The organism is Arthrobacter sedimenti, assembly GCF_042652025.1.
In the GTDB taxonomy this organism is placed as follows: domain Bacteria; phylum Actinomycetota; class Actinomycetes; order Actinomycetales; family Micrococcaceae; genus Arthrobacter; species Arthrobacter sedimenti.
In genome coordinates this window covers 142,245-166,400 of sequence record NZ_JBHSDQ010000007.1, presented here as the reverse complement: position 1 = coordinate 166,400, position 24,156 = coordinate 142,245, and the positions used below count along the sequence as shown (strand labels likewise).

Sequence of the window (24,156 nt, the reverse complement as noted above, 5' to 3'; positions counted from 1 at the left end):
CGGCCGGTTGTATTAGCACTCGTGTCATTCTCGCACCGCCTTTCGCAACAAAGCTCCTCGAGCAGCAGGGCTGACCGGCGCGGAGTATTTTTTGAACATGTTCAAGTAGTGTGGCAGACTGCTTTTGAACACGTTCAAGAATGGGGATGCTGTGGCAGCGAAGAGCGAACAGACCAGGCAGTTGGTGGCGGACACCGCGCTGCGGATGTTCCGGGACATCGGGTTCGAGAAAACCACCATGCGCGCCATCGCCGCCGAGGCAGGCGTTTCCGTGGGCAACGCCTACTACTACTTCGCATCCAAGGATGACCTGGTCCACGAGCTGTACATCCAAGTACAGGCAGAGCACGCGGCGCGGGCCGCGGAGGCGCTGGACGGGACCGCCGCCCTGGCCGACCGGCTGAAGGCCACGCTGCATACCGGCCTTGACGTCATGGCCCCGTACCACCGGTTCGGCGCGGACTTCGTGGCCACCGCCATCCGGCCCACGTCACCGGTGAACCCCTTTTCAGCAGGGTCCACGACTGCGCGGGAGGCATCCCTGGACATCTTCAGGCGCACCGTGGAGGGAGCCAAACCTGCCGTGCCGAAGAAGCTGCGGGCCGACCTGCCGGAGCTGCTGTGGCTTTGCTACATGGGGGTCACCCTCTTCTGGGTCTATGACACATCGGAGGGCCAGCGGCGGACCAGGAAGCTGGTGGACGGCGCGGCCCCACTCCTTGCCCGCGGACTGTCACTGGCCCGCATTCCGGGAGTCAACAAGGTTCTGGACGATGTCCTGGACCTGAGCCGCAGCATCCGCGATTAGGGAAGAAACATTGGGGGACAAGATGGGCAGCACAAAGACCGTGGTGGTGGCAGGGGCTTCGGGCTTCATCGGCACGTACCTTCGCCGGCGTTTCCAGGAGGACGGGTGGACGGTGCGCACCATAGGACGCAAGGGAACCGGCAGTTCTGCGGCAGCGTGGGACGACGACGCCGGCATGGTCCGGGTGCTCAACGGCGCCGCACTGGTGGTGAACCTCGCCGGCCGGTCCGTCTCCTGCCGCTACAACAGGCGGAACAAGGCGATCATCATGGACTCGCGGGTGGCCACCACCAAGGCACTCGGCCGGGCCATCGCACAGTGCCCGGAGCCGCCGTCGACCTGGCTGAATGCCAGCACCGGCACCATCTACCGGGACGCCCGCGACCGCCCCCAGTCCGAAGCCGGGGGCGAGCTTGGCTCCGGGTTCTCCGTGGACGTAGCCAAAGCCTGGGAAGCCGCCGTCGAGGCAGCCACCACGCCGGCCACCCGGAAGATCCCGCTGCGGATCGCCATCGTGCTGGGCCGCGGCGGCGGCGCGCTGGCGCCCTTCGCAAACCTGGCGCGGCTGGGCTTGGGCGGCCACATGGGCGACGGCAGGCAGCGCTTCAGCTGGATACACGTGGAGGACCTATACCGCGGCATCCGCTTCCTGCATGCGCGGACCGATATCACCGGACCCGTCAACGTGGCCTCGCCCGATGTGGTCAGCAATCAGGAGATGATGCGCCTGGTGCGGCGGGCTTACGGCGCGCGCTTTGGGCTCCCCACCCCTGCGTGGCTGCTGCGGGCCGGGGCCGTGCTGATCCGCACCGAAACCGAGTTGGTACTCAAAAGCAGGTGGGTCCAGCCGCAGAAGCTCCTGGACGCAGGCTTTGTCTACAGCCAGCCGGAGTTGGGGCGGGCCCTGCTGCAGATCGCCAAGGGCCAGGGATGAGCCGCCCGGTGCGCGTCACCTTCGGTCCCGGCGCGTTCCTTGCCGGCGCGTTCCTCACAGTCCTGGTCTTCGGGTTCCCCCTGGGTTTCCCCGGCTATCTCTACGGAACGCTCTCCGCGCTGCTTCTGGGCATGCCCCTGGCGCTGGCTGCCGGAGTTTGCATGCGGCCGGTCCGCAACCAACTGCTTCACGTCTTGGCCGTCAGCGCGGCAGGGCTGGTTACCGGGATGCTCACGCTCATGTTCATCACCGGGAGCCACTGGCCCGCCATGTGGGGCACAGTCTTGTGGACCGGGCTCTGCGCAGCCCTGGGGCGCGCTGCCGTGTCCGGCCTCGTCACCATCCATGACGCAGCCGGGCACCAACCCGGGGTACCCGCACCTGCACCGCTGGAACCCTGACCATACGGCGTCCCGGAGCCCTGTCCGGTGACACATGGAAAGCGGCCGACGCCGGGTGGCAGGATGGGTGCATGACTTCCGCTACCCCTGACGCTACGCTGCCCGCCGCAAGTCCCGCCGTCGTCCTCACCATCGCAGGCTCCGAAGCGACCGGCGGCGCCGGCGCGCAGGCCGACCTGAAGACCTTCCAGGAACTCGGCGTCTTCGGCATCGCCAACCTCACCTGCATCGTGTCCTTCGACCCGAAGGACAGCTGGAACCACCGCTTCGTGCCGGTGGACCAGCAGGTGATCGCGGACCAGTTGGAGGCTACGGCGGCGGCGTATGGTCCGGCGTCGGGCGCACCGTCGGCTTTGGACACGGTGAAGATCGGCATGCTGGGCAGCCCTGCCACCATCAGCACCGTGGCCGGCGCCCTGAAGGAGAACAGCTTCGCCAACGTAGTGCTGGATCCGGTGCTGATCTGCAAGGGCCAGGAGCCGGGCCACGCGCTGGACACGGACCAGGCCCTCAAGTCCCAGATCCTTCCGCTGGCCACATTCGTCACGCCCAACCACTTCGAGGCGGAGTCGCTGTCCGGCCTGGACATCACGGACGTGGAGTCGCTGAAGGCCGCTGCGGTCCGCATCCACGAGCTCAGCGGCGCAGCAGTCCTGGCCAAGGGCGGGGTCAGGCTGGAAGGCCCGGACGCCGTCGACGTCTTCTATGACGGCCAGACCCTCGAAGTCCTCAGCGCCCCCAAGGTGGGCGAGGTGGCAGTGTCCGGTGCGGGCTGCTCGCTCGCCGCCGCGGTGACGGCCGAGCTCGCCAAGGGTGCCACGCCGTTGGACGCCGCCCGGACCGCCAAGGACTTCGTCACCGCCGGCATCCGCAACCGGGTTGCCTCGGGCGCCCCCTTCGATGCCCTCTGGCAGGGCGGCGCCCGCTAGCCCTGGTCCTGCAGAATCCCAGGGAAGGTCTCATGAGCTGGGGTTAGACACCCTGCCCATAAACAGCGGCAGCCCGGTCTCGACGTGGACGATCTCGTAGAGGAACGGCCGGTCGAAACGGATCGTGCGCGAGGAGACGGTGCCGCTCACCGCCTGCGCGTTGATCTGGGTGGCGGCGGCCGCAATGGTGCCCTTCTCCGCAACGGTGATGTTGGCGGCCTGCGCGGCCTGCGTGATCTTCAGGCCAGGCTGGATCGAGTCGAAATCTGTCTCGGTATCAAGCATCTTCCGCAGGCCGAGGCCAGCGAAAACCTCCCGCAGCTCGAAGCTGCTCTTGTCGTCCCAGTGCGGCAGGTAAATCTGAGTAGGCGCCGGGGCAGCCGCGGCCAGTGCCCGGGCAGCATCTGCCAGGTATGGCTCGCCGGCGCCGGGGGTCCCGGCATCCGGCAGAACCAGCCGCATGACGAATCCCTCGGCGTAGGGAAGGTCGACGGCCTGCCAACCCTCGCCCCGGGCAAAGGCGAGATCCTGGACGCCGGACATGGTGGGAACAGAGACCTTCTCACCCGTGGCAGTCGTGAAGGGACGGTCTGCGGTGTCCGCCGGATTGAAAGGAACCTTCCATGCCGAGGCGAAATACACGGCATTGACCATACTGAAGGTGTTCTCGCGGCGGTAACCAGCGGGTGCCTTTTTGATCCGTCCGCCGGTGTTCTTGTCCACCCAGGCGTCGATCGCCGGTTTGGTGGTGCCCTCATCCTGGAAATCCACTGGGTACACACCGGCCCCAAAGTATCGCGCCAGTGAGCGCAGGTAACCCTCACCCGCGGGTACGCGCTTGTCCACGAACAGGCCGTTGGCGGTGTGCAGAACCGGCCGCCGCGGAGGGTTCTTTTCGTCCACCGAGCCGGGGTCGCCGTCGAAAGCCTCCAAGGAAGCGAGCAGCGCGGCCAGCGCCTCGTCGCGGTGCTGTGCGGGGAGGTCCAGGACGTTGTCCATCTCGGCGGCCGTCGCCCCAGACGCACCCGTGCGCAGCATGGCCAGGGCAAGCAGCAGGCTGCCCGGGGACGCAACGACGTTGCCGTTTCCGGCCTCCCCGCCGTTGGCGAGGAGCGTTGCGCCCAGTTTCCGGGCTGATGCCTGGAGCTGCGCCAGCCCGGCCTGGTAGTCGGACCGGCCCACCGACACGCGTTCGACGCCGCCGGCCTTCACCACTGCCGGCGGCGAGGCCGCACAGGCTGTCAGAACCAGCGCCAGGCCCGCTGCGCCCGCAAGAATGCGTGCCGGAATCTTCCGTTTCATCGCGCCCCCAAAGCCCGCACAACCGAGGAAAACGGCGGGGAATCCGCCTACCGCCAGTCAAGCACCGGCAACGGGATAGCGGGACCGCGCCCGGGTCACGATTTGGTGCCGTTTCGTGTGGGAACCGGCGCCCCTTACCTCCGCGGAATGTTCCGCAGGTTGCTGCGGGCCATGCTGACGGCCTCGCCTGCGCCGCGGTTGAGGACCACCTTGGACATGGCGGTGGCAAAGCCGATCACCTGCGATCCGGAGATCTTGGGCGGGATGGACAGTGCGTTGGGGTCGGTGATGAGTTCCACGAGTGACGGGCCCGGGTGCGCGAACGCCTCCCGGTAGGCCGCCTCGATCTGGCTTGGATCGGTGACCCGCACGGCGTGGAAGCCCAGGGCCTTGGCCACCTGGGCGTAGTTGGCGTCCGGCACGTCCACGCCGAAATCCGGCAGCCCGTCCACCAGCATTTCCAGCTTCACCATGCCCAAGGTGGAGTTGTTGAAGACGACCACATTGACCGGCAGCTTGTATGCGGCGGCAGTGATGAGTTCGCCCAGCAGCATGGAGAGCCCACCGTCGCCGGAAACCGAGATGACCTGGCGGCCCGGATACGCCAGCTGCGCGCCGATGGCGTGCGGGAGGGCGTTGGCCATGGAGCCGTGCAGGAAGGACCCGATCAGCCGGCGCGTGCCCAGCGGGTTGATGTAGCGCGCGGTCCAGACGTTGCACATGCCGGTATCCGCAGTGAAGATGGCGTCCTCGGCGGCCACCTGGTCCAGCAGCGACGCCGCGTACTCGGGATGGATGGGCTGCTTCTTCTCCACCTTGCGCGTATAGGCGCCCACGGCCTTGTTCATGAGCCGGTCGTGCTTCTTCAGCATCTGGTCCAGGAACCGGCGGCTCTTTTTGGCTTTCACCAGCGGCAGCAGCGCACGCAGCGTGGGCAGGATGTCGCCGTGGACAGCGATGTCAACGTCGGTCCGCCGGCCCAGGCGCTGGGCCGCGCGGTCCACCTGGGCGGTGCGGGTGTCCGGCAGGAACTGGTCGTATGGGAAGTCCGTGCCCAGGAGGATCAGCAGGTCTGCGTCCTCGATGCCCTCCGCCGCGGCCCCGTAGCCAAGGAGGCCGGTCATGCCGATATCGAACGGGTTGTCGTACTGGACGAAGTCCTTGCCGCGCAGCGAGTGCCCCACCGGCGCCTTGGCGAGCTCGGCGAGCGCCATGAGCTCACTGTGCGCCCCCTCGACGCCTGCACCGGCGAAAATGGCAACCTTGCCGGCGTCGTTGATCGCGTCGGCGAGCGCCTGCACGCTGGCGGGATCCGGCACCAGGGCGGCCGGCCGGAAGGTGGCCGGCGCGGGAGTGGAACCTACAGCCTCCAGGCCGGCGATGTCGCCGGGCAGGGTCACGACGGCGACTCCCCCGAGTCCCAGCGCGTGCTGGATGGCGCTGTGCATCACACGCGGCGCCTGCTCGGCGGTGCTGACCAGTTCGGAGTACACGGAGCACTCGTTGAAGAGCCGGTCCGGGTGGGTTTCCTGGAAGAAGTCCGTGCCGATCTGCTTGCTGGGGATGTGCGAGGCGATGGCCAGCACGGGCGCCCCGGAGCGGTTGGCGTCGTAGAGGCCGTTGATCAGGTGCAAGTTGCCGGGCCCGCAGGATCCGGCGCATACGGCGAGCCTGCCAGTGAGCTGCGCTTCGGCCGCTGCGGCGAACGCGGCGGCTTCCTCATGGCGGACGTGGATCCAGTCGATGCCGCCCTTCGCGGAGCCTCCCGTTTGGCGGACGGCGTCCACGATCGGGTTGAGGCTGTCACCCACGATTCCATAGATCCGCTGCACGCCGGCAGCCTGGAGTTGTTCGATGAGCTGGGTGGCAAGTTCCTTGGCCATGGGTGCAGACTCCCGCGTTTGTGGTGGTGTTCTGACATGGCCCAATATAGTCCGCCCGCCTCAGCGGGCACTTCGGAACAGGTATTCAGCAGCAGCAAGCCGAAACAAAAAGGAGGCGTACGACGGCGGCCTGGCAGCCGCCGTCGTACGCCTCCTTTAGGAAACAGGCACCGTGGCGCCGTCCGGACTAAACGCCCAGGGGATCCTTGTCCTTGCCGCCGCCCTTGGGCGCCTGGTCCCAGGCGTGACCCTGCTCGTCGTCGAGGTGCGTGGCCTTCTTGTTCTTCAAGGCGAAGATGTAGACCAGCAGCGAGATGGCGATCGCCACGGTGACGTAGGTGAAGAAGAGGTCCTCGCGCTCCGCCTTCTGGAATGCGGCGCCAATCAGCGGAACAGTGCCGCCGAAGAGCGAGTTGGCGATCGCGTAGCCCAGGCCCACGCCCAGGGCTCGGATGGAGGCGGGGAACAGTTCTGCCTTCACCAGGGCATTGATGGAGGTGTAGCCGCCCACGATCAGCAGGCCGCCCATCATCAGCAGGAACGCGGTGAACGGGTCCTTGGTGCCGGCCAGGGTGGACAGCAGCGGCCAGGTGAACAGCACGCCGGTGATGCCGAACCAGAGCAGCAGGGGCTTGCGGCCCACCTTGTCCGAAATGATGCCGTAGACAGGCTGCAGCAGCATGAAGATGAACAGGGCCCAGAAGTTGATCACGGAGGTGTCGGTCTTGGCGATGCCGGAGGTATCGTTCATGAACTTCAGGATGAAGTTGGTGTAGGTGTAGAAAGCCACGGTGCCGCCCAGGGTGATGCCGATGCACACCAGCAGCGGCTTCCAGTAGCCGGTGAAGAGCAGCTTGAGTGTGCCGGGCTGTGCCTGGCCGGACTTCGCGGGGGTTTTCGCGGCGTTGATCTGTTCGGCGGAGACGGTCTCCTCCATGGAGCGCCGGAGCCACAGCACCACCAGTGCGGCCACGCCGCCGATCGCGAACGGAATGCGCCAGCCCCACTCGCCCAGGTCGCCCTTGGGCATGACGTTCTGCAGAATCACCAGGACCAGCAGGGCCAGCATCTGGCCGCCGATCAGTGTCACGTACTGGAAGCTGGAGAAGAACCCGCGGCGCTTGCTGGTGGCGGCCTCGGACATGTAAGTGGCGCTGGTGCCGTATTCGCCACCCACGGAGAAGCCCTGGATCACGCGGACGATGACCAGCAGGATCATGGCCCACAGCCCAATGACGTCCTGGGTGGGCAACACCGCGATGGCGAAGGAACCGGCGGACATCAGGGTGACACTGAGCGTCAGCGCAGCCTTCCGGCCGTGGCGGTCGGCGTACCGGCCGAAGAACCAGGCACCGATGGGCCGCATGAGGAAGGACGTCGAGAAGACGGCCATCGCTTCGAGGCCCGCCTGGAGTTCATCCTTGGAGTTGAAGAAGTGGGCCTGGAAGTAGGCGGCGAAGACCGTGTAGACGTAGAGGTCGTACCATTCCACAAGGTTGCCCGCGGAACCCTTCAGGATGTTGCCCACGGCCCGCCGGGTCTGGGCGGCCTCCGATAAGGGCGCGGTTTGTTGGGTGCTCATCGGTGAGTTCCTCCTTGTGGTGACGTGCGTCCTCCAACGCCGGAGGGCCTCATCCAAGGTATGGGTGATCCACCGCACAACCAACGTGGCGGGGCATTTCCTAACACTTCCTTAGGTTTTGACTGACTGGCCGTCCCTTCCTGCCGGCCGGCCGCCGTCGGACATAACTGTTCCTTAGGCGGTAGTCTCCAAAGGCGGGGGATGAACCGGAGACCGCACAAAAACAGCAAGGAAGATGGCAATGGATGTGCTGATCGTCGAGGACGACGACGCCATGGCCGGCGCCCTTACCGCTGCCGTCGAAAGCGCCGGGCACCACCCGCAGCGGCTCTCCCGCGGCGCGGATGCGCTGCTGTCCCACCGGAACTTCCAGGTGATCCTCCTGGATCTTGGCCTGCCGGACATGGATGGGCTGGAGGTCCTGCGCAAACTCCGCCAGGTCACCAACGTCCCCATCCTCATCCTGACCGCCCGCGACGACGAACGCAGCGTGGTGCTCGGCCTGCGTTCCGGTGCGGACGACTACCTGGTCAAGCCGGTCAAACTGGTGGAACTGCTGGCCCGGATCGAGGCGGTGACGCGGCGGGCCGGGCGTACGGGCAGCGTGCCGCAGGAAGACACCATCGTGCTGGACGACGTCGCCATCGACCTGAACCGGCGCACGGCGTTTAAAGCCGGCCTCCCCATCCCGCTGACGGCCACGGAGTTCGAACTCCTGGCCCTGCTGGCGCGCCACGCAGGCTCGGTGGTCACCCGTGAGCAGATCCTGGATGCGCTGTGGGGCGACGCCTTCCTGGCCTCATCCCGCTCGCTGGACGTCCACCTCACCGGGCTGCGGGCAAAACTGCAGAAGCCCGGCTTCATTATCAACGTCCGCGGCGTGGGCTACCGGGTGGAGGCGGCCCGCGCATGAGGCTGCGGGTCCTGGGCGTCCTCAGCGTCCTCTGCCTGGTAGTGGTGTTCCTGATCTCGGGCACCATCCTCACGTCCGCATCCCGTGAGCTGACCCAGGAACTGCAAATCAACCGGGCGGCCTCCCTGAACCGGCTGGCCCAGGTGGCCTTCGATGCCGCCAATGACGGCGATTCCGTGCGCCTGCAGCGGGAAATGGACACGTACTCGGGGCTGTACGGCGAGGGAATAGTGGTGCGGGTGCAGGCGTCCACCCTGGCCTCCGGGGGCCTGTCCCCCGAACGGCCGGATGTGCAGAATTCCTTGTCCCTGGCCCGACTGAACGTGAGCGGCACATCGCTGAAGCCGCTGGAGCCGTTCAGTTCGGGCTCTCAGGTCATTTTCCGCCCCTTCGGCAGCGCCAGCCAGGTCCTGGGTGCAGTGGTCCTGGACGTCCATGCGGACACGGCACAGCAGAAACTCCGTGAGCGCTGGCTTGGGGTGGGCGTGGCCGCGCTCGCGCTGGCCACCATACTCCTGGTGGGGGCGGCACGGGTCACCGGCTGGGTCCTGCGGCCCGTCCTCCGCCTGGATTCGGCGGTGCATGAGCTGGAGCGGACCGGGCGCATGGAACGGCTCCCGGAGGACGGCCCACCTGAGCTGCGGGAACTGAGCCGGTCCTTCACGGCCATGGCCAGGACCGTCAGCGCCAGCATGGCGGCGCAGCGGCAGCTGATCGCGGACACCTCGCACCAGCTGCGGAATCCGGTGGGAGCCCTCCGGCTGCGGCTTGACCTGCTGCAGCTCGAGCTGAAGACGGCCCGCGAACACGACGCGGCCGAGCGGGCCGTGGCGGAGCTGGACCGCGTGGAGGAGATCCTGGACGGGGTGCTGAAGCTGGCCGCAGCGGAGCACCGGGCGTCCGAAGGCTACCTGCGGGCTGCCGGTGGTTCCGGAGACCATCCCCCTGCCCAGCCGGTGGATCCTTTCCCGGTACTTCAGGGGGAGATCGAGCGTGCAGCGCCGCTGGCGGAGCAGGCGGGGTGCCGGCTGGTCCTCGCCGAGCCGCCGCAGCCGCCGGCGCTGGCTGCCTGCCACCCGGCAGAGCTGGCCCAGATGGCGGGCGAACTCCTCAACAACGCCATCAAGTACGCCCCGGGTGCCACGGTGGCGGCGGCAGTCCGGCTGGAGCAGGACGTGGTGGTTGTGGAGATTTCCGACGACGGTCCTGGGCTTCCGGCCGCAGAGCGCGCCTCCGCTGCCACCAGGTTCTGGCGGTCCCCGCGGCACTCTTCCGTTCCGGGGACCGGGCTGGGCATGACAATCGTGGGCGAGCTTGCCGCGGCCAACGGTGGCCGGCTGGTGCTCGCCGAGGCCTCTCCGCATGGGTTGTTGGCCCGGATTGAGTTCCCCGTCGCAGCTTCTGACCCGGTGCTTCCGGAAACGGGTGGTGCCAATGCGTGAACCACTTGCCCCGGGCTGTCCTGGCCCCCTGCCGCAGCGACGGGCCGTGCTGAAGTCAGCCTTCGCCGTCGGACTCGCAGCGTTCCTGCCGCCTGCCGTCAGCGCCTGCACCGGCAGGGACAGGCCACAGGAACTCGTGGTGGCCGGCGGCGAACCGGGCGGGTTCTACCTGGAGTTCTCAACGCTGCTGGCCGCCGCGCTTGAGCGGCACGGCGTCGCCGCGCACGCCCGGGCTGTTGCAACGGGCGGAAGCCTGGACAACATCGCCGAGCTTCGGGCCGGGCGGGCCGCTTTCGCTGTGGCCCTGGCCGATGCCGCCAGCCAGCCGGGCGGGGACACAGCGGAGATCGCCGCCATCGGGAAGGTATACGAAAACTACGTCCACTGCGTGGTGCGGAAGGACAGCGGCATCCGCGATATTTCCGGGCTGGCCGGGCGCAGGGTTGCCGTGGGCCAGCCGGGATCGGGCACTTCGCTCACCACTCCCCGGCTCCTGGAAGCGGCCGGGCTGGGCACCTCAACTGACCGGGTTGCGCCCGCTGCCGGAACTGCCGCCGTCGAAAATCTCGGCCTCAACGATGGGATCGCCGCCCTCAAAGCGGGCACCGTGGATGCCCTGTTCTGGTCCGGCGGGGTGCCCACGGCTGCCATCGCCGCCGCCCAGCAGGAAGTGGCACTGGGGCTCGTGGACCTGTCGGGCCTGCTGCCGGAACTGCGCCGGCGATATGGCGGCATGTACGACCGCGTCCTCATTCCGGAAGGCAGCTACCCCGGAATTTCGGCAGTGTGGACGGTGGGCGCACCCAATCTGCTCCTGTGCCGCCGCGACCTGGACAACGCCACCGTGGAGCGGACCGTCCAGTTGCTGGTGCACAATGCCGGCGAGCTGATTCCGCAGTCCACCCTGGGCGTGCAGTTCCTCAGTGCGGAGAGCCTCATCAACACCGCGGGCGTCCCGCTGCACCCCGCCGCAGCCGACGCCTACCGAACGCTGCACGGCTAACCAAACGCCCGCTCACGTTTGGCAGGAAATCCTCCAACGCCCGCTCACGTTTGACGGGCGACCCATCAACGCCCGCTCACTTATGGCGGCCTAAACCCCAACGCCCGCTCACTATCCTCAGGAGAGTGAGCGGGGGTGTCTGGAAAACGCCAGGATTCGAGCGGGCGTTCAGTCAGCTTGTATGCCGACTTTCCACATAGGTGCTTCCGGCTGTCGCAGGGCCGACAGTTTCCTCCGTACTGTTTGGACGACCAGGAGAGCAGGCAGGAAACGAGGATCACTGTGGGCAGGAACCAGCGCCGACGGGCGGCACGAACGAACCATGTGCGAAAGCAACCAAGAGTCGCGTTCAAAGCCGCCGTCCCTAAAGTGGCAGTCCCTTTATCGGACAACGTCCGGGAGCTGGAAACGCTGGCCCCAGCCTTCATCTGCTGGTATGTCCAGCGCCCATTCAGCACAGACGTGGAAGAGGTGCTGGCGAGCCTGAAGCTCTTTTTCCGCTTCTACCCTGAGGCTGGCGAAAGCCGTTCCATCACTGCCCTCGACCCGGCCGAGGTGGCAGCAAGACTGGTATCCCTGATAATCAATACCGCCCACGCAGGCCTCGTGGCCACCTATTCGCTGATGCAATTCCTAAAGTTTCTCCAGGATTCCGGCCGCTGGTGCGGCAACCCGGAATCGTACCGGGCAGTATGCGGCATCCTGACGGACATCATCTGCCTGGACATGCGCTCGACTCCCAGCGGCGCGGAGACGGCTGCAGGCGTCACAGCTTCCCCCGCTGACTAACTCCCCGAGTGGGCCTGCAGGAAGCTGTACACCTCGGTCTCGTCCACGCCGGGGAAGGCGCCGGGCGGCATCGCGGCGAGCAGGTGGGAGTGGGCCCGGGCTGACGGCCAGGCGTTGCCGGCCCACTGTATGGCCAGCTCGGCCGGCGGCCGCTTGCAGCAGGTGGGGTCCGGGCAGTTGGACGTTGCCCGGGCGGTGGTCTCCCGGCCCCGGAACCACTTCACATGCTGGTACGGCACCCCGATGCTCAGGGAAAACTCTCCGCTGGCGGACCGCTCTGTCCGTGCCGTGCACCAGTACGTGCCGGACGGCGTATCGGTGTACTGGCTGTACGCACTGAACTTGTCCGGCACGTCGAACACGGCGCGGGAGGTCCAGGCCTTGCACGACGGTTGCCCCTCGATGGCGCCGGTGTGGTCCTGGGGGAAGTTCACGCCGTCGTTCTCATACGCCTTGTAGATGATCCCGCTCTGGTGTGTCTTCTGGAAATGCGTGGTGAGGCCCAGATGCTTCGTGGCCAGGTTGGTGAAGCGGTGTGCTGCGGTCTCGTAGGAAACGGCGAACGCATCCCGGATGTCCTCAACGGCTATTTCCTTGGCCGCTTTGGCTTTCTGCAAAAAATCCACGGTTGCCTGTTCGGGCAGGAGCAGGGCGGCGGCGAAATAATTGGTGGCCACCCGCTGGGCCAGGAAGTCGCCGTAGTTTTTGGGTGTCTCATGGCCCAGAACGTAGTGGCCCAAGGCTTGCAGCAGCACCGAGCGGGGGTCATGGTCCTGCCGCTGGCTCTGCGTCAGGTAAATTTTGCGGTTCTTCAAATCCGTCACGGAGCGGGTGGAATGCGGTAAATCCCCCACGTGGTGGAGGGTGAAACCGAGGTGCTCGGCGATGTCCGCGATGACGTGCTGGCTCAGCGGACCTGAGGTGTAGCCCACCTCTTTGAGGACCTTCTGCGCCTCGGCCTCGTACTCCGGGAAGTAGTTGCCGCGCTCCCGCATCATGGCCCGCAGTTCACCGTTGGCGCGGCGGGCCTCCTCAGGGGTGGCCACTTGCTCGTTCATCTTCCGTTCCAGCTCGTGCAGCAGCCCCACTTGGGCCTCCAGCACATCCAGTGGGAGCCGCGAGCTGATGCGGATCCTGGGCAGGTTCAGCGATTCGTACAGCGGCCCCCGCTGGTACCGTTCCAGCTCGATTTCCAGGGCTGCCCGGCGGCTGGGAGGCTCGGCTCCGAGCAGTTGGTCGATGGTGACATTGAGCGCCCCCGCGAGGTGCTGGAGGAGGGTCAGTTTGGGCTCACGCTTGCCGTTTTCAATCAGGCTTAGCTGGCTGGGCGCGGTGCCGACGGCGGCGCTCAGGTCATCGAGCGTGAGCCCGGCTTGTTTGCGCAAATGGCGGACCCGGCGGCCCAGCGCGATGACATCCAGTTCCGCTGCGGCGGTGGACTGTGGCTGGGAAACGTCCCTGTTCCAGCTTGAAGGCGACATTTCTGAAGAATACGTGAAGAAGTGCATTTCTTTCCAGACTTCTTATCTAGAAAGGGGGTTGAAAGTGCTGAAAAGTAGTTGTCACGGAAAGAAACACCGCACCGGATAAGCCGGTGGGAGCCTCAACGACGCGGTTCCCACCTACTCCATCCGGAGCTCAATCAAGGAGATCAACGATGACTGCAGCATTTGAGCCCACCCAGCAGCCGTCCAGCCAGGACACAACGCAGCAGGCCGCCGCCCTGGAGCTCGAGTGGGCCGCCAACCCCCGCTGGGAAGGTGTGACCCGGGACTACTCAGCCTCCGACGTCGTCCGCCTCCGCGGCCGCGTCTCCGAGGAGCACACCCTGGCCCGGCGGGGCTCGGAGAAGCTGTGGAAGCAGCTCACCGAGGAGCACAAAACCGGCGGCTACACCAACGCCCTTGGCGCCCTCACCGGCAACCAGGCCGTGCAGCAGGTCAAGGCCGGGCTGCGCGCCATCTACCTCTCCGGCTGGCAGGTAGCAGCCGACGCCAATAACTCAGGCCACACCTACCCGGACCAGTCCCTCTACCCGGCCAACTCGGTCCCCACGGTTGTCCGCCGCATCAACAACGCCCTGCTCCGCGCAGACCAGATCGAATTCTCCGAAGGCATCCAGTCCGTTGAGGACTGGCTGGTCCCCATCGTTGCCGACGCCGAAGCCGGCTTCGGCGGCCCGCTCAACGCCTACGAGCTCATGAAGTCCATGATCCAGGCCGGCGCATCGGGCGTTCACTGGGAAGACCAGCTCGCATCCGAAAAGAAGTGCGGCCACCTGGGCGGCAAGGTCCTCATCCCCACCCAGCAGCACGTCCGCACCCTGAACGCCGCCCGCCTGGCAGCCGACGTTGCCGACACCCCCACCGTCGTCATCGCCCGCACCGACGCCGAGGCCGCCACCCTGATTACCTCCGACGTCGACGAGCGCGACCAGGCATTCATCACCGGCGAGCGCACAGCCGAGGGCTTCTACAAGGTCCGCAACGGTATCGAACCCTGCATCGCCCGCGCCAAGGCCTACGCCCCGTACTCCGACCTCATCTGGATGGAGACGGGCACTCCGGACCTGGAGCTGGCCCGCAAGTTCGCCGAGTCCGTCAAGGCTGAGTTCCCGGACCAGATGCTCTCCTACAACTGCTCGCCGTCGTTCAACTGGCGCAAGCACCTGGACGACGACACCATCGCCAAGTTCCAGCGTGAACTCGGCGCCATGGGCTTCACATTCCAGTTCATCACCCTGGCCGGCTTCCACGCCCTGAACTACTCGATGTTCGACCTCGCCCACGGTTACGCCCGTGAAGGCATGAGCGCCTACGTCGAACTCCAGGAAAAGGAATTCGCCTCCGAGTCCCGCGGCTACACCGCAACCAAGCACCAGCGCGAAGTCGGCACCGGCTACTTTGACACCATCTCCACGGCGCTCAACCCGAACGCGTCGACCCTCGCCCTCGTGGGATCCACCGAAGAGGGCCAGTTCCACTAATTTTCGCCCAAGGTGAGCCATTCGCCTCGCTCACCGAAGAGGCACGACGGCGGCACGCGCCTGAGCGTGACGTCGCCTGGCCGGGATGGGGAATCCGGAAGAGTGCGTAAAGGGGCCCTGTCCCCGGCGTCGACCGAGCTTTGCGAGGTCTTACGCCGGGGATGGGGATAGCACGCGGAGGATTTCCGATCCCGGCCCACCCAGGTAAGTCCCGCCGTCGAACTTCCCTTTCGTCTTTAAGGAGACTGAGATGAACAGCTTCACCGATAACTTCACGATCAATGGCATAACCCTCACCGCGCAGCCGATTTGCCGGCAGGATGAAGTGCTCACGCCGGATGCCCTGTCCTTTATCGCCAAGCTGCACCGGGCCACTGCCGAGCGGCGTCAGGAGCTGCTCCAGGCACGGCGGGCACGGCGCGCCGACATCGCGGCGGGCGCCGATCCCCGGTTCCTCCGGGAGACCGAGCACATCCGCAACGATCCGTCGTGGCGGGTTGCTCCCCCCGCACCCGGCTTGGAGGACCGCCGGGTGGAAATCACCGGGCCGGTCGACAAGAAGATGACCATCAACGCCCTGAACTCGGGCGCCAAGGTGTGGCTCGCTGACATGGAGGACTCCTCCACCCCCACATGGCGCAACGTCATCAAAGGCCAGCTGAACCTCACTGATGCGCTGGAGCGCCGGATCGACTTCACCAGTGAAGAGGGCAAGGAATACAAGCTCCGCCCGGCCGGCGACCTGCCCACCATCGTGGTCCGGCCCCGCGGCTGGCACCTGCCGGAAAAGCACATGCTCATCGACGGCCAGCCGATTGCCGGCGGCATCGTGGACTTCGGCCTGTTCTTCTTCCACAACGCCCGCCGCCTGCTGGCCCAGGGCAAGGGCCCGTACTTCTACCTGCCCAAGATCGAGAACCACCTCGAAGCCCGGCTGTGGAACGACATCTTCATCCTGGCCCAGGACCTGCTCGGCATCCCGCAGGGCACCATCCGCGCCACGGTGCTGATCGAAACCATCACCGCCGCATTCGAGATGGAGGAGATCCTCTACGAACTGCGCGACCATGCCGCGGGCCTGAACGCGGGCCGCTGGGACTACATCTTCTCCATCATCAAGAATTTCCGCACCCGCGGCCCCCGCTTCGTGATGCCGGACCGCAGCCAGGTGACCATGACCGCCCCCTTCATGCGCGCCTACACCGAACAGCTGGTCCGCGCCTGCCACAAGCGCGGCGCCATGGCCATCGGCGGCATGGCCGCGGCCGTACCCAACCGCAAGGACCCCGAAGCCAACGCCAACGCGCTCGAGAAGGTCCGCGCCGACAAGACCCGCGAGGCCAACGACGGCTTCGACGGCTCCTGGATTGCCCACCCGGACCTGGTGCCCATCTGCCGCGAGGTGTTCGACAGCGTCCTCGGCGAACGGCCCAACCAGCTCGGCAAGCTCCGCGAGGACGTCACCCCTGACGACCGCGCCCTCATCGATATCGCCTCCCTGCACGGCACCATCACCGAACAGGGCATCCGGAACAACATCGAAGTGGGCATCCGCTACATCGAGTCCTGGCTGCGCGGCAACGGCGCGGTGGCCATCCACAACCTCATGGAGGACGCCGCCACCGCCGAAATCTCCCGCTCCCAGCTGTGGCAGTGGATCTACGCCCGGGCCATCACCGACCACGGCGAGATCGTCAGCCACGAGTGGGTGGAGGAGCTCCTGGACGAGGAGTTCGCCCGGCTGGAACGCTTCGACGGCGACCGGTTCGAGGATGCCCGCGACATCTTCGAAGAGGTCACCCTGGCAACCGAGTTCCCGTCCTTCCTCACCCTCCCCGCCTACGCCCGCTACCTAACCGAGGCCCGTGAAAAGGCCACCGTTGAGGAGCTGGCCGCGGCCTAGCAGGGAATCACAACTTCCGTTTGCCGGGCCGGCACGCCCTTCGCAACAGGCCCCCCGAAATCCGGGGCGCCGGTCCGGTAACGGAGCATTACATTCCATCCGCGAGATGGCATATATGGGCAGTGTTCCGAGGAACCATTGGCCTTAAATGCCATCTCGCGGTGGGGTTTAAGGGAAGCGCGACGGCGGCGCCCCGCCTTAGCGCCCCTTCGGCACCTTTCGCACGGAGAGGGTGGTGCTGACGAAGAAGGTCAGCACCGAAACCAGGATGACCAGCAACGCAGGGGTCCACGACTCCGAGCTGTCGTGCACGAAGCCCACCAGCGGCGGGGCCACCGCCCCGAGGCAGTAGCCCAGGCCCTGGACCGTGGCGGACATCCGCCCGGCGGAAGCCTGGTCGCGGGCCAGCTTGATGATGGCGATGAAGATCAGCGTGATGCCGCCGCCCTGGGCGATGCCGCCGGACGTTGACCACAGCCACCACAGCTGCGGCGCAAGAAGCAGCCCCACCGGAACGGGAAGCCACAGGGCGCCCAGGGTGACCGCCACCGCCGTCGTACTCATGTATTTGGCCGCAAAGGGCACGCCGAGCCCGCCCACGATGGCAAGGATCTGGAAGATGGAGGAGGCGGCTCCGGCTTCCGCGGCCGTCATGCCCAGCTCGTCATGCAGGTAGCTGGGCAGCCACGCCGTGACGCCGTAGTAGGAGAACGCCTGGCCACCGAACCCGGCCGTGAGCCCGAAGGTGATCCAGCCGGAACGGGCCGCCGGGGCACGGGGTGCATCTGCGTCATCCTCAGCCACGGCCAGGAATGCGGTCCGGGGCCCAACAGCCAGCACCCACACCACCACCGCTGCGACTGCCAGGACGGCAACTGCTGCCAAAGCCAGCCGCCACCCCGTCGCGGCCGCGAGCGGGGCCATGATGACCGAGGTCAGGAAGGACCCAATGTTCAGTGCGGCGGTGTAGATCCCCATCGCGGTCCCCTGCCGCCGCGGCGCAAAGTCCCGCCGGATGATCAGCGGCACCGCGATGTTTCCCACCGTGATGGCAACCCCGATAACCACCGTGCCGGCCACCACCAGCACCGGTCCCCCAGCGGAGCGCACCAGCACACCGGCCAGGACCCCCACGATGGTCAGCGTAACGGCGAACTCGGCACCGAATTTCCGCGAAGCAAGGGACGCCAAGGGAGCAGCGAGCGAAAAGCAGAGCACGGGAATGCTGGTCAGCAGCCCCAGCATGACCGGCGAAAAGTGCAGCTCCGCCTGCATGAGGTCCACCAGGGGTGCTACGGCAACGAAAGGGCCGCGGAGGTTCAGCGCAAGCAGGCCGATGCAGGCCAGCAGGACCCAGCTCTTCGGGATGCGGGAGAGGACGCGGCCGCTCACAGGGGCAAAATCGGGAATGGGCGTGGATTCATCACTCCCATTGCTATCATGCCCGGCGTTGCTGGAGTTTCAGGCACCCTCCCGGGCGGCGCTGCCATACGATGAACGTGACCCAAGGACGCAGCACACTGGGAAGGACACCCATGACGCACCGCCTGGCCATCCTCGACGACTACCAGGACGTGGCCCACGGCTTCGCCGACTTCGCGGCCCTGGAGGCGGAAGGGGTCGCCGTGACGTCCTACCGTGAGCCTTTCGCTTCCCAGGACGCCCTGGTTTCCGCGCTGGCAGACACCACCATGGTGATCGCGATGCGCGAGCGGACCGCGTTCCCGCGTGAGGTGTTTGAGAGGCTTCCGGGGCTTGAGCTGCTGGTCACCACCGGAATGGCGAACGCCGCCATCGACGTGGCAGCCGCGGCCGAGCACGGGGTGACGGTGTGCGGCACGAACGGTTCGCCCGCTGCAGCGCCGGAACTGACCTGGGCCCTGCTGCTGGCCATCGCCCGGCACCTTCCCGCGGAGGAGTCCTCCCTCCGGGCCGGAACGTGGCAGTCGACGGTCGGGGTGGAGTTGGCCGGAAAGACCCTGGGGATCGTGGGGCTGGGCAAAATCGGCCGGCGGGTGGCCGCCTACGGGCAGGCCTTCGGCATGGACGTGGTGGCGTGGAGCCAGAACCTCACGGCGGAAGCAGCCAAGGAGGCCGGGGCCCGGCTGGTTTCCAAGGAGGAGCTCTTCACGGTTGCCGATGTGGCCACCCTCCACCTGAGGCTCTCCCCACGCTCGGAGAACACGGTGGGCGAGGCAGAACTGAGGCTCCTGGGGCCTGACGGCATCCTGGTAAACACCTCCCGCGGACCGCTGGTGGACCAGGAAGCGCTGATCAAAGCGCTGAACGAGGGGTGGATCCGCGGCGCCGCCCTGGACGTCTTCGACCAGGAACCGCTGCAGGCCGGTCACCCGCTCCTGGCTGCACCCAACACCGTACTCTCCCCGCACCTGGGGTACGTCACCCAGGAAAGCTACCGGCAGTTCTACGGCGGCGCCCTTGAGGACATCACCGCCTGGCTGGCCGGCTCCCCCATCCGAACCATCACCGCCTGAACCCGAAAGAACAGCATGACCCACACCATCCGCAGGGCAACAGCGGACGACGCCGGCGCGCTGGCTGCGCTGGCGGTCGTCACCTTTCCGCTGGCCTGCCCGCCGTCGTCGTCACCTGCCGATATTGCCGCCCACCTGGCCAACACCCTGAGCGAAGAACACTTCAAGGGGTACCTTGCGGACCCGGACACCACCATCCTGGTCATCGACGCCGGCGGGCAGCTCAACGGCTACAGCCTGCTGGTGGACCGGCCCGCCACCGATCCCGACGTGGCCTCTGTCCTGAAGTTGCTGCCGTCCGTCGAAATCAGCAAGTGCTACGTCCACCCTGACTACCACGGCCTGGGCGCGGCAGCCGAACTCATGCACGCCAGCCTGCAGGCGGCGGCAGGAGGCGGCGGCGCCGGAGCCTGGCTGGGCGTGAACAGCCAGAACGCCCGGGCCATCCGGTTCTACGAAAAGTCCGGTTTCCACAAGGTGGGCACCAAGTCCTTCCGGCTGGGCAGTACCGTTGAACATGACTTCGTCCTGGAGCGCGCCCTCCCCTGAACCCGGGTTCAGGCGCCGGGCTGGTTGAGTCCGTGCCGCACGGAACTCCCGGCAAAACCGTTCGGCGGGTAGGCCAGCGGGGGCCGAGGCTCGGTCAGGAGCTTGAGCCCCGGCGGAAGGCCCTCGACACTGCCTTTGGTTCCGGCCGCGCTGATGGTGACCCGGCTGGAGTCGAGCAGGACGTTCTCCGCCCGGAAGGTGCCCACCACCTCAGGCAGGATGGGTGCCAGGTGCACCACGTCCCGGGTGAAGACGGGGTCGAACCGGAGCAGGATCCGGGCGAGTTGCACGGGCGCCGCGGCAGCCCATGCTTGAGGTGAGCATGCCGTGGGATAAGGCACAGGGCTGGGAAACTCTCCGCGGTCGAAACCGCAGAACAGTTCCGGCAGCCGGCCGTCGAAGTGCGCGGCGGCGTCGAAGATTCCCAGGGCCACACGCTTGGCCTCGTCCACGAACCCGTAGCGCATCAGGCCCGTGGCTACCAGCGCCGTATCGTGCGGCCACACGGAGCCGTTGTGGTAGCTGACGGGGTTATAGGCGCCCATGTCCGAGGCCAGCGTACGGATGCCCCATCCGGTGAACATCTGTGGGGACATCAGATGCTCCATCACGGACACCGCTTTGTCCTGGTCCACGATGCCGGTCCACAGGCAATGGCCGATGTTGGAGGTCAGGGCGTCGACCGGCCGCTTGTCCTTGTCCAGCGCCACCGCATAATAGCCCTTGTCCGGCAGCCAGAACTTCTTGTTGAACTCCTCCTTGAACGCCGCTGCCTTGTCGGCCCAGTGCAGTTCCAGGGCCGGGTCGCCGCTCCAATGGGCCAGCAGTGACCTGCCCAGGTAGGCGGAGTACACATAGGCCTGGACTTCGCACAGGGCGATCGGGGCTTCGGCGATGGTGCCGTCGGCGAAGTTGATGCCGTCCCAGGAGTCCTTCCAGCCCTGGTTGACCAGGCCATGGTCATTGGCGCGGAGGTATTCGACGAATCCATCACCGTCCCGGTCGCCGTAATTTTCGATCCAGTCCAGTGCACGGTCGGCGTGGGCCAGCAGCGGCTGGATCTTGTCCCGGGACAGCCCCCAACGGCTCAGCTCACCGAGGACCGCCACAAAAAGCGGTGTCGCATCCGCCGTGCCGTAGTACGCCGTGCCGCCGAGGGAAAGGCCCGCCGTCACGCCGAGCCGAACCTCATGGGGAATGCGCCCCGGTTCTTCCTCCGAATCCGGGTCCACCTTCTTCCCCTGGATTCCGGCCAGGGTCTGCAGGGTGCCCAGGGCAAGGTTGGGATTGACCATCAGGCTCATGTAGGAGGTCAGCAGCGAATCCCGCCCGAACAGGGCCATGAACCATGGCGCACCGGCAGCAACCGCTGCCCGTTCCGGGTGATGGGCATCGAAGATGCGAAGGGCACCAAGATCGCTCTGGCTTCGGTTGAGCAGGTTCTGGAGGCTGGTGTCCTCAATGCTGATCCGCGGGATGTTCTCTTCCCAGGCCAGGTGCCGTCGCACACCCTCGCGGTGATGCGGCAGTTGTCCTTCCTTGAATGGCTCTTCCGGCGCTTCACCATTCACCAGCGGCACCACAATGACACTGGTGGCCCATTTGCCCCGGGCCGGGACAGTCACCCGGAAGCGCAGTCCGTCCGTGCTGACCTCTGCGTCCCGGGCCCCAATGGCGGAGCCGCGCTGCTGGCCATGGCGCCCGGCCTCGATGACAAGCCTGCCCTCGGACACCGTCCGGGTGGTGTCATCCGCTCCCGTGGTGCGTCCACCTTTTACGTCAAACAGGTCGGCCTGGTCGGCATCCACCAGGAGTTCGATGTCGCATTCCACGGGCTCGGCGGCATAATTTTCCAGCGTGATGTCGTCCTGCAGGCCCGGGCCGATGTGCCGGACCTGCCGGACCACCAGCGGGCTGTCGAATCTCCCGCCGGGCCACTTTGCCCGCCCTACGAAGGTGGCCTGGAAGGGTTGGGGGCGCTGGGCCGAAAGCGGTTCGCGCAGCGAGCCGTTGACGCGCAGAACCCAGCGGGACACGATGCGGGTGTCCTGGTAGAACGCTCCGTTCGTGCCGGCATCTGGACTGATGTCGCCACTGCCCGAGGAAATACAGAAGGACGAACCCTCCAGGACCGTGACTGAGCCCGACTCGGAAACGGTGGCCTCATTGTCTGCGTTCCAGGCTGTCATGGAAGGACTCCCTTCTGAAGGGGACGCTTCCCGGGGGATCGGGAATGCAGTTCTGCCCCTATCGATTCTGGTGCAACCGGGTACCGTGCGGAACCCCTGGCGGCATCCTCCCTTCAATCAGGTCGCTGTAGAGTTCCAGGTGCTCGGCAACCATCCGTTCGGCACTGAACCTGTCCTCCACGGATTTGCGGCACCCAGCCCTGTCCAGTGCTGCAGCAGCAGGAACGAAGCCGGCCAGCTCCTCTGTCTTTCCCAGGAATCCCGTGCGTCCGTGCTTAACTATCTCCGGGGCGGAACCGATGTACGTCCCTACCACGGGCGTTCCGGTGGCCAGGGCTTCGATCATCACCAAGCCGAACGGCTCCGACCACTGGATGGGGTTCAGGAAGGCTGCCGCCTCTCCCATCAGCCGGTATTTGGTGGCGTCGTCCACCTCGCCCACGAAGTCCTCGTTGGGCCCAAGCATCGGTTCAATGACATCCCGGAAGTAGCGGATTTCTTCCGGCTCCCGCATTTTGACCGCGATCTTAAGATGCATGCCGGCCTGCCGCGCGATGGCGATGGCCTCAACCAGGCCCTTATCCGGGCATGATCGGCCCACGAAGCACAGGTAGCCGCCGCTTCCGGACCCAACCGGTACGGCGGAAAGGTCCATTCCATGGTGAATCACGCGGGTCACGGGAACCGTGGGTGCGTGGGATGCCTGGTCCCTGGAGATGGCTATGACCGCTCCACTCCTGGCTACGGCACGGTAGATGTCCGCAGCCTGTTCGTGGATTGGCCCGTGGATGGTGGTCGCCAGCGGAACCCCGCCGGGCCGGTGCAGGTAGAGGGGACCCGCAACCGTGTGGTCATGGATGATGTCCACGCCCTTCAGCCCCTCGTAAGCCCTGACCACGTGGCTGAGCTCGGAGATCGTGGTCCCCAGCCCCCCATAGTCGGTGGGCCGCATCCCGGGCACCAACTGCACGGGGCAGGTGCTGTCTGACGGTGCTGCCAAAAGCACCTCATGCCCGGCGGCCGCGAAGCCCCTGGCCAGCGTGTCCACTACTCTCTCGGTTCCGCCGTACGTTGCCGGTGGCACCTGAATCCACGGCCCTGTGACAAGTCCAATCCGCATTCCTGGCTCCCAGGTTTGACAGGCCGGGCTCCCCAGCTGGCCGGGCAATACTTCACCGGGCGGATTACCTGCGCCGCGGTGCTTTCCGAAAGGGCCCGCTGCATGACCTCTGCTCCGACTATTCCGCAGGATTGCCCCGGCCACAAGACCCGGTTGTGGGACATCTCATACCCGGGGCCAGGAATGGTGGCGGAAGCCCGCGGGTTGTGCAGGACATGAAGATTGAGATCTGGTCCGACGTCGCCTGCCCGTGGTGCTTCATCGGCAAGCGCCGGTTCGAGGCTGCCCTGGCCGCATTTCCCCACCGCGATGCCGTTGACGTGGTGTGGCGCAGCTACCAGCTGGATCCCACGCTTCCGGAACACTACGACGGCACCGAACTGGAGTACCTGAGCAGCCGCAAGGGCATGCCGGCCCAGCAGGTTTCCCAAATGTTCGAGCACGTGGCCCAGCAGGCAAAGGGCGAAGGCCTGGACTACCGGTTCGACAAAGTGGTGGTGGCGAACAGCTTCACCGCCCACCGGCTGATCCACCTGGCCGCGGCACACGGCAAACAGGATGCGGCGAAGGAACGCCTGCTCAGCGACCACTTCGAGCACGGCAAGGACATCGGCAGCCGGGAGTACCTGTCCGCCCTCGGCAAGGACCTGGGGCTGCCGGCCGCCGAGGTGGATGAGCTGTTCACCACGGACAAGTACTCGGACGAGGTACGGTTCGACTTCCAGGAAGCCCGGGGCCTGGGCATCAGCGGTGTCCCGTTCTTTGTGATCGACCGCAAGTTCGGGCTGTCCGGAGCCCAGCCCACGGAGACGTTCACCGCAGCCCTGGACCAGGCCTGGCAGGAAGCCAACCCACTGGTCCTGGTCAATTCCACCGACGCCGAAGCCTGCGGTCCTGACGGTTGCGCCATCTAGCGCACTTTACTGAC

General features: G+C 66.4%; 20 protein-coding genes. 13 read left to right on the top strand and 7 right to left on the bottom strand.

Translation table 11 applies throughout. The features are described from left to right. Positions 1 to 151: 151 nt before the first annotated feature. From ACFO0G_RS16235 to ACFO0G_RS16220, 4 genes are all read left to right on the top strand, one after another. Complete coding sequence (locus ACFO0G_RS16235) at positions 152 to 808, top strand: TetR/AcrR family transcriptional regulator (RefSeq protein ID WP_376978883.1); 657 nt, start codon at positions 152 to 154, stop codon at positions 806 to 808. A gap of 22 nt (positions 809 to 830) precedes the next feature. Continuing rightward, positions 831 to 1,742 carry a TIGR01777 family oxidoreductase gene (locus ACFO0G_RS16230; protein WP_376978881.1) on the top strand — a complete coding sequence of 304 codons (912 nt, stop codon included), beginning with the start codon at positions 831 to 833 and terminating at the stop codon, positions 1,740 to 1,742. Beyond that, the gene (locus ACFO0G_RS16225; protein WP_376978879.1) at positions 1,739 to 2,143 is read left to right on the top strand and encodes a hypothetical protein; all 405 of its coding nucleotides are present in this window, start codon (positions 1,739 to 1,741) and stop codon (positions 2,141 to 2,143) included. Before ACFO0G_RS16230 ends, ACFO0G_RS16225 begins: the two co-directional genes overlap by 4 nt. Before the next feature lie 71 nt (positions 2,144 to 2,214). After that, positions 2,215 to 3,072, top strand: coding sequence for a hydroxymethylpyrimidine/phosphomethylpyrimidine kinase (locus tag ACFO0G_RS16220; RefSeq protein WP_376978877.1), 858 nt, complete (start codon positions 2,215 to 2,217; stop codon positions 3,070 to 3,072). Between the two features lie 30 nt (positions 3,073 to 3,102). On the opposite strand, the gene ACFO0G_RS16215 is transcribed toward ACFO0G_RS16220, so the two are convergent. The 3 genes from ACFO0G_RS16215 to ACFO0G_RS16205 form a co-directional block, all read right to left on the bottom strand. Beyond that, positions 3,103 to 4,374, bottom strand: a complete 1,272-nt coding sequence (locus tag ACFO0G_RS16215) for a serpin family protein (RefSeq protein ID WP_376978875.1) — start codon at positions 4,372 to 4,374, stop codon at positions 3,103 to 3,105. A gap of 134 nt (positions 4,375 to 4,508) precedes the next feature. Then, a complete protein-coding gene (locus ACFO0G_RS16210) occupies positions 4,509 to 6,257 on the bottom strand; it encodes a pyruvate dehydrogenase (RefSeq protein ID WP_376978873.1) in 1,749 nt (582 codons plus the stop codon). Positions 6,258 to 6,444: 187 nt separating this feature from the next. Further along, a complete protein-coding gene (locus tag ACFO0G_RS16205) occupies positions 6,445 to 7,839 on the bottom strand; it encodes an MFS transporter (RefSeq protein ID WP_286401608.1) in 1,395 nt (464 codons plus the stop codon). 241 nt (positions 7,840 to 8,080) lie between these two features. On the opposite strand from ACFO0G_RS16205, the gene ACFO0G_RS16200 reads away from it, so the two are divergent. From ACFO0G_RS16200 to ACFO0G_RS16185, 4 genes are all read left to right on the top strand, one after another. Beyond that, positions 8,081 to 8,752, top strand: coding sequence for a response regulator transcription factor (locus ACFO0G_RS16200; RefSeq protein WP_376978870.1), 672 nt, complete (start codon positions 8,081 to 8,083; stop codon positions 8,750 to 8,752). Beyond that, positions 8,749 to 10,194, top strand: coding sequence for a HAMP domain-containing sensor histidine kinase (locus ACFO0G_RS16195; protein ID WP_376978868.1), 1,446 nt, complete (start codon positions 8,749 to 8,751; stop codon positions 10,192 to 10,194). The genes ACFO0G_RS16200 and ACFO0G_RS16195 overlap by 4 nt, the downstream gene beginning before the upstream one ends. Then, positions 10,187 to 11,197: a TAXI family TRAP transporter solute-binding subunit gene (locus tag ACFO0G_RS16190; RefSeq protein WP_376978866.1), complete on the top strand. Its 1,011-nt coding sequence runs from the start codon at positions 10,187 to 10,189 to the stop codon at positions 11,195 to 11,197. The genes ACFO0G_RS16195 and ACFO0G_RS16190 overlap by 8 nt, the downstream gene beginning before the upstream one ends. 369 nt (positions 11,198 to 11,566) lie before the next feature. Next, positions 11,567 to 11,986 carry a hypothetical protein gene (locus ACFO0G_RS16185; protein WP_286401598.1) on the top strand — a complete coding sequence of 140 codons (420 nt, stop codon included), beginning with the start codon at positions 11,567 to 11,569 and terminating at the stop codon, positions 11,984 to 11,986. On the opposite strand, the gene ACFO0G_RS16180 is transcribed toward ACFO0G_RS16185, so the two are convergent. After that, positions 11,983 to 13,494, bottom strand: coding sequence for a helix-turn-helix domain-containing protein (locus ACFO0G_RS16180; RefSeq protein WP_376978864.1), 1,512 nt, complete (start codon positions 13,492 to 13,494; stop codon positions 11,983 to 11,985). The genes ACFO0G_RS16185 and ACFO0G_RS16180 overlap by 4 nt on opposite strands. A gap of 149 nt (positions 13,495 to 13,643) precedes the next feature. On the opposite strand from ACFO0G_RS16180, the gene aceA reads away from it, so the two are divergent. Together aceA and aceB are read left to right on the top strand one after the other, a co-directional pair. Further along, complete coding sequence (gene aceA / locus ACFO0G_RS16175) at positions 13,644 to 14,972, top strand: isocitrate lyase (RefSeq protein ID WP_376978862.1); 1,329 nt, start codon at positions 13,644 to 13,646, stop codon at positions 14,970 to 14,972. Between the two features lie 250 nt (positions 14,973 to 15,222). Beyond that, positions 15,223 to 16,875 (top strand): malate synthase A, encoded by a 1,653-nt coding sequence (gene aceB, locus ACFO0G_RS16170; protein WP_376978860.1) that lies wholly within the window; start codon positions 15,223 to 15,225, stop codon positions 16,873 to 16,875. Between the two features lie 198 nt (positions 16,876 to 17,073). Here the strand turns inward: aceB and ACFO0G_RS16165 are convergent, their stop codons facing one another. Beyond that, the gene (locus ACFO0G_RS16165) at positions 17,074 to 18,267 is read right to left on the bottom strand and encodes an MFS transporter (protein ID WP_286401593.1); all 1,194 of its coding nucleotides are present in this window, start codon (positions 18,265 to 18,267) and stop codon (positions 17,074 to 17,076) included. A gap of 143 nt (positions 18,268 to 18,410) precedes the next feature. Between ACFO0G_RS16165 and ACFO0G_RS16160 the strand changes: the two genes are divergently transcribed. Together ACFO0G_RS16160 and ACFO0G_RS16155 are read left to right on the top strand one after the other, a co-directional pair. Then, entirely contained in the window at positions 18,411 to 19,370 is a 960-nt protein-coding gene (locus ACFO0G_RS16160) for a D-2-hydroxyacid dehydrogenase family protein (protein ID WP_286401592.1), read from the top strand. Between the two features lie 15 nt (positions 19,371 to 19,385). Then, positions 19,386 to 19,919: a GNAT family N-acetyltransferase gene (locus tag ACFO0G_RS16155; protein WP_376978857.1), complete on the top strand. Its 534-nt coding sequence runs from the start codon at positions 19,386 to 19,388 to the stop codon at positions 19,917 to 19,919. Positions 19,920 to 19,927: 8 nt separating this feature from the next. On the opposite strand, the gene ACFO0G_RS16150 is transcribed toward ACFO0G_RS16155, so the two are convergent. After that, positions 19,928 to 22,108, bottom strand: a complete 2,181-nt coding sequence (locus tag ACFO0G_RS16150; protein ID WP_286401590.1) for an amylo-alpha-1,6-glucosidase — start codon at positions 22,106 to 22,108, stop codon at positions 19,928 to 19,930. 58 nt (positions 22,109 to 22,166) lie between these two features. Continuing rightward, a complete protein-coding gene (locus tag ACFO0G_RS16145; RefSeq protein WP_376978855.1) occupies positions 22,167 to 23,228 on the bottom strand; it encodes a glycosyltransferase family 4 protein in 1,062 nt (353 codons plus the stop codon). Between the two features lie 215 nt (positions 23,229 to 23,443). On the opposite strand from ACFO0G_RS16145, the gene ACFO0G_RS16140 reads away from it, so the two are divergent. Next, positions 23,444 to 24,142 carry a DsbA family oxidoreductase gene (locus ACFO0G_RS16140; protein ID WP_286401587.1) on the top strand — a complete coding sequence of 233 codons (699 nt, stop codon included), beginning with the start codon at positions 23,444 to 23,446 and terminating at the stop codon, positions 24,140 to 24,142. Positions 24,143 to 24,156 lie beyond the last annotated feature (14 nt).